The 9,799-nt window shown below is 41.6% G+C and carries 8 protein-coding genes; all 8 read right to left on the bottom strand.

Going from position 1 to position 9,799, the window contains the following annotated elements; genetic code table 11:
* Positions 1 to 371: 371 nt before the first annotated feature.
* Positions 372 to 1,502: a glycerate kinase gene (locus ACRX5O_RS24200; RefSeq protein ID WP_433908287.1), complete on the bottom strand. Its 1,131-nt coding sequence runs from the start codon at positions 1,500 to 1,502 to the stop codon at positions 372 to 374.
* A gap of 42 nt (positions 1,503 to 1,544) precedes the next feature.
* Positions 1,545 to 2,108 (bottom strand): LOG family protein, encoded by a 564-nt coding sequence (locus tag ACRX5O_RS24195; RefSeq protein WP_433908288.1) that lies wholly within the window; start codon positions 2,106 to 2,108, stop codon positions 1,545 to 1,547.
* A gap of 158 nt (positions 2,109 to 2,266) precedes the next feature.
* Positions 2,267 to 2,449, bottom strand: a complete 183-nt coding sequence (locus tag ACRX5O_RS24190) for a hypothetical protein (RefSeq protein WP_119706538.1) — start codon at positions 2,447 to 2,449, stop codon at positions 2,267 to 2,269.
* Between the two features lie 571 nt (positions 2,450 to 3,020).
* A complete protein-coding gene (locus ACRX5O_RS24185) occupies positions 3,021 to 3,866 on the bottom strand; it encodes a PRD domain-containing protein (protein ID WP_433908286.1) in 846 nt (281 codons plus the stop codon).
* A 36-nt stretch (positions 3,867 to 3,902) separates the two neighbouring features.
* A complete protein-coding gene (locus tag ACRX5O_RS24180; RefSeq protein WP_433908285.1) occupies positions 3,903 to 5,312 on the bottom strand; it encodes a sucrose-specific PTS transporter subunit IIBC in 1,410 nt (469 codons plus the stop codon).
* 210 nt (positions 5,313 to 5,522) lie between these two features.
* Complete coding sequence (locus ACRX5O_RS24175; protein ID WP_433908284.1) at positions 5,523 to 6,869, bottom strand: glycoside hydrolase family 68 protein; 1,347 nt, start codon at positions 6,867 to 6,869, stop codon at positions 5,523 to 5,525.
* Positions 6,870 to 7,011: 142 nt separating this feature from the next.
* A complete protein-coding gene (locus ACRX5O_RS24170; RefSeq protein WP_433908283.1) occupies positions 7,012 to 8,349 on the bottom strand; it encodes a glycoside hydrolase family 68 protein in 1,338 nt (445 codons plus the stop codon).
* A 27-nt stretch (positions 8,350 to 8,376) separates the two neighbouring features.
* Positions 8,377 to 9,687, bottom strand: coding sequence for a glycoside hydrolase family 68 protein (locus ACRX5O_RS24165; RefSeq protein ID WP_433908282.1), 1,311 nt, complete (start codon positions 9,685 to 9,687; stop codon positions 8,377 to 8,379).
* Between the last annotated feature and the right edge of the window lie 112 nt (positions 9,688 to 9,799).

Here is a 9,799-nt window from a genome sequence, read left to right as displayed (position 1 = left end):
TTTGGTTAAAGGCCAAGTAAGTAAAAAACTGGTTGGAAACACTTGTACCGAATTTACACAATATTGAGGACTTGACTGATTTGTTTGCTATTCTGAAAAAATATTTGCGATTCTAGAAATTTACTTGCGATTCTAAAAATTTATTTGCGATTCTGAGAATTTATTTGCGATTCCCAAAATTTATTTGCTATCCCGGAAATTTACTTGCGATTCCCAAAACTTATTTGCTATCCCGGAAATTTACTTGCGATCCCCAAAATTTATTTGCTATCCCGGAAATATATTTGCGATTCCAGAGAGTTACTTGCTATTCCCCATGACCACCTAACAAAAAAAAGAGTAGCTGTCATCCACCACAGCTACCCTTACCATTATCTATACAGCTTTAATACTCTACAAACATTTTCCACTGTTCTACAAAGGTTTGTTTCTCCAGAGGCTAATGCTTCATCTAAAGAAGCTACTCCATTTACAATTCCAAAGATCGCAGTAAACCCATTTTCGTACAATACTTCTACTCCATCTCCCACCCGTCCGGCAAAGGCAATGACTGGAATATTATATCGGTTTGCGACGGAAGCAACTCCAAAGGGGGTTTTTCCATACAGGGTTTGATGATCAATGCTTCCCTCACCAGTAAAAACAAAGTCTGCTCCCTCAACTAATTTGTCCAGTCCCGTAAACTCAATGACCAAATCGATTCCTTTTAGTAGCCTTGCATCTAAAAAGGCAATGAGTCCGGTTCCAAGACCTCCTGCTGCACCAGCCCCAGACACAGTGGCTACATCCTTTCCAAGCTCTTTTTGAATAAGCGTGGCATAATGAGCCAAGTTTTCATCGAGTTGTTGAACCATGCCAGGAGTCGCCCCTTTTTGGGGTCCAAAGATAGCAGAAGCACCATTTTCACCAGTTAGGGGGTTGCTCACATCACAAGCCACATCCATTTGGACATCCTTAATTTTAGGATCTAATCCACTTACATCAATTGAATGCAGCCTGCTTAAAGCACCACCGCCAAAGGGTAGCTCAGCACCTGTTTCGTCTTTAAACGAAACCCCTAGTGCCTGAAGCATGCCTACTCCACCATCATTGGTTGCACTTCCACCAATTCCGATCAAAATCCGATCTGCCCCTTGATCTAAAGCATGTTTGATGAGCTGGCCAGTTCCGTAGCTAGTGGTCACTAAGGGATTTCGATCGGCTGGCTTAATCATTTGTAAGCCACTCGCACTTGCCATTTCTATAATAGCTGTCTTTTCTACCATTCCATATTCCGCAAGAACTTTATCTCCTAAAGGTCCAGCTACTTCTGTCTTGAGCAACCGACCATTTTCCAAGCTAACTAGTGATTCCACGGTTCCTTCTCCACCATCCGCCATTGGTACAATGACACATTCGGCGTCAGGAAACACTTTTTTTATTCCTCTTTCCATCGCTAAGGCGGCTTGTTTTGCTGTCATACTTTCCTTAAAGGAATCCGGAGCTAAAACAAATTTCATCATTGTTATACCTTTCTTTTATAGAATTACTTCTATAACTTTCAGTTAATACGTTTTTACCGGGGGTGATTCATAATTCCTAAACTGATCAAGCAATCCTGCTGGGTGCTCATCAATAAGTGCCATAGATCGGTATTGATCCTGTAGGAACTGCTCCTTATTCATATGATTAAGTAAGGCTATAAGAGGATCATAATATCTATTTGTATTTAGAAGACCAATTGGCTTTTTATGTAGCCCTACCTGTGCCCAAGTATAAACTTCAAAGAATTCTTCCATAGTCCCAGCACCACCTGGCAAAGCAATAAATCCATCGGCTAACTCGACCATCTTTGCCTTTCTTTCATGCATCGTCTCCACGACAAGAAGTTCTGACAAGCTTTTATGAGAGATTTCTCGATTATCTAAAAATCTTGGCATGACGCCTATTGCTTTTCCTCCCATCGCTAATACAGAGTCAGCAACCGCACCCATTAGTCCTATACTTGAACCACCATATATAAGTGTAATGTTTCTTTTAGCCAATTCCTCTCCTAGCTTTTTTGCCTCTTCTATATACTTACTTGAAGAACCTTTACTCGATCCGCAATATACAGCTATTGATTTCACCATTTTGTACCTCCTATCTGTTCACGGATAACTGTTAAAAATATAATCCTACTCTACAATTTATTCTGTACCACTTAACTTTTTCCTCCTAAAATTCAATAAGTAAAAAAGACCCTCCTACATGTAAGAGAGTCTTTAGATATGACTATAACAATGAATTAATGCATCCCTTTCCATTCGCCTTGATTTTTAGATGCCTTTTCTTTTTTTGCTTTTTCTTTGTGAGCTCGATTGGCAGCTGCACTACCGTGTTCTTTACCGAACTCTGTATCTGTTTTGCTTGAGTCAAATCCTTGCTTATTTTTTTGCTGTGCGTCTGTTTTTCCACTTCGTTTTGCCATAAGTATCACCCCTTCTTTTCTTATTATGAAAATAGAGGGAGGAAATCTTTCATGACAAAATCTGTATTTAAAATCCGACATAGTATCTCTTGCAAAACTCTTACCATTTAGATTGGATAGTAAAAGCAACTTCTACCTCAGGAATCCCTAGGGAATGAACCGCGTTTGCCCGGTGTTATCTAGTTATAATGACGTTCATTTGACGGATGAACTTCATTTGCTCGGTGGTTTCTCTTTGTAATGACGTTCATTTGCTAGATGAACTTCGTTTCCTTGGTCGTTTCTCTTTGTAATGACGTTCATTTGCTAGATGAACTTCGTTTACTCGGTAGTTTCTCTTTGTAATGATGTTCATTTGCTAGATGAACTTCGTTTGCTCGGTGGTTTCTCTTTGTAATGATGTTCATATACTAGATGAACTTCGTTTGCTCGGTTGTTTCTCTTTATAATGACGTTCATCGGAGGAATGAACGTATATAAAAAAGAGGCGAGCACCAAATAGTTACACTTTTGGAACAGCCTCTAAGTTCTACCCGGGTACACTTGCTTAATTTTATCTATAATACGATACCTATTTTTGCAACAGCGCCCGACTATAGAATCTTTGAATATGCATACTAATATACATAAGTTCTGCCTCTGGATATTCTATACGGTATTTGATTTCTAGAAACTCGCCAACTTCTTGGGCACAGGAAAAGGCTTCTTTAAAATTCTCCTTGATGACTGCTGCCATTTGTTGATCATATTCATGTTTCGATTCATGAGATAATAGGCTTTTAAGCGAAAAGCGCAAATGGGTGATTAATCGTTCATAAGACATCGAATCTTCGACAATATTTACATGTAAACGGTTCTCGATGATACGGGTAATTTCTTGAATGGTGGTCGTGATATCTATCGTTTCTTCCATGTTACCGATATTCATTCTTGCGGTATGCATGTGCATAGCAATATTGCCTACTTCATCTTCGGGAATTTCTATTCCGAGTTTCTTCATTATTAGTTCTTTTGCCCAGAGTCCTATTTCGTACTCTTTTACATAAAGAATTTTTATCTGGTCAAGCAATGAATTTTTTATCGCTATTCCATTGGTTAATCGTTCAATGGCAAATGATAAATGATCGGAAAAAGCAACATGTACATGCTCGTTGATCGTGACGCCGAATTCCTTTTCCGCATAGCTGATGATTTCTTCAGCCAACTGGATATGCTCTTCTGGGAGCAGCTGCAGTATTTCCTCAAATTTTTGATGTTCGTTTGGGTCTTCCATGACAAAAACTTTGTCAATTTTTGACGGGTTGACCCTATCATTCTTTCTCTTCTGAAACCCTATGCCCTCTCCCATGACAATCTTTTCGCCGTCTCTATCTTTCACGACTACCGCACTGTTATTCAAGATTTTTTTAATTTTCATCTTACTTTCACCTTCCTGTTTTTCGCGCAATCGAGGTCATTTCTGTTCTTCTGCACTTTCCTTCACCCACAGAATCCAGGTAGCAATAAACGCGGTAATGGCAGATATGCCAAGGCCGATCAGATAATTCACTAGATTATAAACTCCCAACGGAGCTACAATGGCAATCATTGGGATTCCTGTTAGTCCATATGAATTAGCGACCACATGAGTAAATACAACATACGCTCCCCCAATAGCACCACCGATGGCAGCACTAATGAATGGTCTCATAAGCCTGATATTCACACCGAACATAACAGGTTCAATAATGCCTAAAAATGCTGAAAAAGCAGAAGGAATCGCGATTTTTTTTATTCTCTTATTTTTCGTCCTGAAAAATACAGCAAGTCCTGCAGCTCCTTGAGCAATATTAGCCATTGACCAAATCGGCAACAGAAAATTAACGCCAATGTCCGGATTTGCAAGCAGTTCCATCTCAACCGCGTGCAAGGTATGATGCAGACCGGTTATCACAATAAGTGAATAGAGACCACCAAACAAAAATCCAGCGATAGTACCTCCTGATGTATAAACAAGTTCAAGAGCCATAGTAATCCAATCACCAATCAATAACGAAACTGGTCCGATGACTAATAGTGATACACTTCCTATACAGATCATTACTAGAAACGGGATAAAAAATAAATCGAGCGAGCGTGGTACTATTTTTCTCAGACCTTGTTCAAGTTTGCTCATAAAGAAAACAGAAATAAGGATCGGTATCACTGTTCCCTGATAACCGATAAGAGGGATCTCAAGTCCTAGAACCTCCATATATTCAGGCATTTTGTAGCCAAGCATGGAAGGATTCAGCAACGAAGGATGAGTCAGGATCCCTCCGATGACGGCACCTAATATTTGGTTGCCTCCAAACTCCCTAGCCGCACTGAACCCTATCAAAATTGGTAAAATAATGAAGGCGGCACTCGAAAAGATATCCAGCATGATCATCACCGTGCTTTCCGGCTTCACCCACTGAAATACTTTGATCATGCCGATAAGTCCCATTAATAAGCCGCTTGCAACGATGACTGGGATAATCGGGACAAAGATATTGGACAATGTCTTTGCTAGTTGAACAAATGGATTCATTCTACCTTTTGGGTTGTCCTTCGAGCCAGCTTCAAAAGCAGGAGTAGGTGCAAGGTCAATGATAGACCTGTAGACATGGTTGATTGCAACGGATCCTATAATGATTTGGAAAAGTCCGAGCCGAGAAAAAGTCCCATGTACATAAGGCAATGCCTCTAATTTCGAAACATCCACACGGCGGTCATCGTGAAGCTCGAACCGTAATCGAGTTGTACAATGAGTCACCTTTACAATATTTTCTTTTCCACCTAGTAAATAGACCAGCTCTCGCGCAATCTCTATAGGTTGTTTCTGTCCGTCCTGCATGTCCATTTTTTCCCACCCTACGTGCTTTTATTTAAGGCTGTTTTTGCTAAGATTGTTGTTAAAATCTAAAAGCCGATTTTAACGTGGAAATAGCTATTTGGCGCTTAAGAATGTAGTTTGCAGGCTCTTTTCTTATTAAATATATGCTATTTTCTGCGGAAACTTAGCAAAATCATTTAAATGATGTTCCAAATAACAAAGTTAAAGAAAAGACCCTTATTTAAAAACTCCTTGCTTCTTCTCATGAACGATCTTCGTCTGATCACGAGTAATGGCTAACTTTATGGATGGTGCAAGCATACCACCAAAATGCTCGATTTGATACTCTGGGGATTGCTCGCCAATTTCATGAATGTCCAGTCCATTCACATCCGTATAATTCACAAAACTGGCCACCGTGCCATTCGGCATGACGATCCAAGAATAACCTTGATATGGCTGATTGATTGGATTGGCAATGACCAGTCCACTTTCATTAAGCGGCTGATAGTCCCCACGAAGTGTATTGGAGACAAATCCATATAATCCTTCAGGCGCGCTAAGACCGGGAGCGAATTTCTCGCTGTGTGTTTTGGCAAAAAGATAATAGTCGTTGCCCTTTACCATTACACTTGGACGTTCAAGCTCTTCATTCACATAATTAGCCTCAAGCACTGGAGGTAGTAATTCAAATTTGCTCAAACGACCATCGACTGCTTTCGCGATTCCAATGCTGCCATTGAAAGCTTTGGAGTCCTCGGAGATTTCATGACTGCTGCGAAAGTCCACTGAGCCAATATATTCATCCTTTAACAAACGGTGCTCTAATCTGCCAGCTGAGTTTGCTTCAAATAGTAGATATTCTTCACCCGTCTTTGGATCCTGGAAAAAATACGGATCACGGAATGCGTAAGATTCCTCTCCTTGACCCGTCTGCTCTATTGTCTGATAGTATTCTCCTTCAGGCTCAAGGATGACTTCATGTTCAGACCAGTCCTGAAAAGTAACGCCGCCTTTTGTTGTACTGATTTCTGCTGAAGCTGCAGCGATTCGCTGTTCGTAGCTTAATTGCTCTTCACCTTTTCTACCTGTGGCTGTGTAGAACATATGCAGTCTACCATCCTTATCGACAATCGAAGAGCCTGCCCATTGTCTGGAACCCAATGCGACGCCATCCTCGAACACCTGACCGCCTGACTCCCAGCTCTTGCCGTCCTTTGAATAGAAGTAAACAATTTCAGCCGTATCATGCCGCTTGCCTGGAAGTACATCATTGGGAACAGATAAAGCAAAAATGATTTTATATCCATTGACCACAGCAGGGTGTCCATTCTTATCCTGAAGGGGCCACGTATCCCAAATATATGAATCTGATGTGATTTCCACAAGATCTTGAGTATCGATTTCCGGCGCTGTATTCGTGTCATTCATTTCTAAATGGCTTACACTTTCACGAGTCCAGTTGAATACTTCTCTATTTTCATCTGCAAAAACACTTGTGCTAATCATAGGTGCAAATAGAGAGGAAAGTCCAATGAAAGTCGCTATTAAAATTTTGCCAGTTTTCTCTTTTTTTCTCTTCATTTATGTAGTCCCCCATAGTCGAGTCCTGTTTTTTGTATCATTTTTTATAACGCGAGAACGAACTTGCTTCTGCACAAGTTCGTTTCTCTCGCCATATATACAGATAGTCAGCCGATCCTGAGGAATCAGCTGACCAAAAGCATTATTGTTTGATCCAGCCTTGGCTGAATTCTTTCTCAATCTTGGTTGTAGATCCATTGATTGATAGTTTTACTGTCGGAGCTAGTGTACCGCCAAAATGGCTGAACTGGAACTCTGGATCCTGGTTTCCAACATCGCCAATAGACAGATTACCTAAATCACCAAAGTGGGCGAATCCTACGACATTTAAATTCGGAAGTACAAGCCATGAATATGCCTGGTAAGGATTTTCCGGAGGATTGGCCATGACTAGTCCACTGCCATTAAGCGGCTCATATCCGCCCGTCAATGTGTCAGAAACAAATCCATACAGCCCTTCTGGTCCTTGCAGTCCTTCCGCATATTTATTGATATGACTGTCGGTGAACAGATAATATTTTTTATCCTTCACAATGATATGTGGTCTTTCTAGCTCTTCATTTACATAATTCGCTTCCAAAAGCGGTGGAAGCATCTTCAGGTTTGAAGGATTTCCATCCACAACTTCTGCCATTCCAATATTGGCATTTGCGTGAACAGCACCTGCAGGTACTGGGTTCTCATCGGTGTAGTTCGTGCTTCCCGCGTATTCCTGCTTGAATGTGCGTTCCCCTACTGCACCACCAGAATTCCCTTCAAACAGAATGTATTCTTTTTCTGTCTTTGGATCCTTGAACCACATCGGATCACGGAAAGCATAGCCGCCTCCTTCACCTTGCTGTGCCTGCTCCTTCGTTTGGTAGTGTTCTCCATCCGGCTCTAGGATGATCTTGTGATCTCCCCAGTTTTCAAAACGAATCCCCTCGCTGTCAGCTACGATATCTCCTGTAGCCATTGCCAGTCGCTGTTCAAACGTAAGCGGAGCTTCTCCTCTATGGCCTGTTGCTGTATAGAAGGCATGAATTTTTCCATCATCCATCATGGCAGATCCTGCCCATTCGCGTGAACCCAGTGACGCTCCTTCTGGGAAGAGTGTCCCGCCTAGCGTCCAATCCTTCCCGTTTTTCGAGTAAAAGTAACGAATGGTCGCAATGTCATGCACTTTACCTGGTAGCACATTGTCTGGAGCTGATAGAGCAAACAATACCTTCCAGCCTTTAACGGAAGCAATATTTCCATCGCGGTCGGTTAAAGGCCATGAATCCCATACATGATAACCAGGAGCAAACTTCTCCAATTCAGAGATATCCGTATATGGCAAGGTATTATCTTGATTCAGTTCAATTTTAGAAGCCTGTTCCCTTGTCCAATTCGTTGTCGTCACGGTTTCATCCGCCTTTGCTGATAAGCCGTTAAAACCAGATATAACGACACTTGCTGCCAAAACTACTGCTGATAGTGCTTTTTTGTTATTTAGCATTTCAATCCCCTTTCAGTTTTGAATAAATTAGCGATTCGCGCCAAATGGCTTAATTTCGCCAGTCTTTCCTTCTTTCATAATTTTTGAACCTTCTCCATCAAGCTTTAATTTCAAGGTAGCTGCGAATGTACCACCGAATTTCACTTGTCCATTCTCATCAAGCGGTTCATTAATGAAGCTGATGACCTGCTGGTTAGGAAGGACCATCCATGAATATGCCTGGTAAGGATTCTCTGCTGGGTTTGCTATAACAAGACCACTCTCATTCATTGGCTTTTTCTCACCAAACAGTCCATTGCTGACAAATCCATATACACCATCAGGCCCTGTTAAACCAGGAGCGTAAGTAAAGGTATGGCTGATGGTAAATAGATAATATTCATCACCATTGATCACCATGTGCGGGCGTTCTAACTGATGATTCGTGCCAACTGATTCAAGCAATGGAGGAAGAAGCTTCAATTCACTTACATCTTCATCTAACACTTCGGCAATACCAATATTTCCGTTGTATTTTTCTGCGCCTTCAGGAACAGAATGTGTGCTGCGATACTCTTCGTCCCCAATATTCTCTGGCTTAATATAATCTCGGTCACTTCCAGCTTGTCCTTCAAAGAGAATATATTCTTTTCCTGTATTCGGATCCTGGATGAAGAATGGATCACGGAATGCTGTAATAATTGGGCTATCTGCCTGTTCAATCGTTTCATAATGTTTGCCGTCTGCTTCAAGAATGATTTCATGCTCACCCTCATTTGTCAGCTCGACACCATCTTTACTTGTCTCAATATCAAAAGTCGTCTTAGCTAGACGCTGAACGGCTCTCTTATCCCATCCGTTATAATCCCAGTTCTCTCTGTCCCCAGTTGCGGTATAGAATAAGTGCACTTTTCCATCTTCATCAAGCATGGCTGTACCCGCCCATTGCATATATCCCTTAGCATTCTCATACTCATAAGGAATTCCCGCATAGGTCCAATCCTTACCGTTCTTAGAATAGAACATTCCAATTCTTGCTTCCGTATGACGCTCGCCCCACCCTAGGCTGCGAGGTGCTACCAAAGCAAAAGCCACTCGATAGCCGTTCACGATTGCTAGAGAACCATCTCTTTCCTGTAACGGCCATGTGTCCCATACCCACTGGTCAGGTGCGACAAGATCAAATTCCAAATCGACCTCTGGTGCCGTTGTTTCTTCTGTCAGCTTCACTTTTTCCGCTTGCTGGCGTGACCAGACGGACGTTTGATTCTCTGCGGCCATTGCTGGTGTAACAATTATGCTGCTTGCAGCAATCACCGTTGCCAAAGCAAGGCCTTTCCATTTGCTAGTTTTCTTCATCCCTATTAACCTCCATTTTTTACAGCAGGATTACAGCTTACAGACTTGCCATTTCTAAATTTTGACAACAAAAAAAGACCTAAAATGTGCAGGGAGAAGTCTACCAGAAAGG

Origin of the sequence: Robertmurraya mesotrionivorans (assembly GCF_050971805.1) — a bacterium.
Lineage (GTDB): Bacteria > Bacillota > Bacilli > Bacillales > Cytobacillaceae > Robertmurraya_A.
Note: the sequence above shows the minus strand (reverse complement) of the source record. Positions and strands in the feature narration are given on the sequence as shown.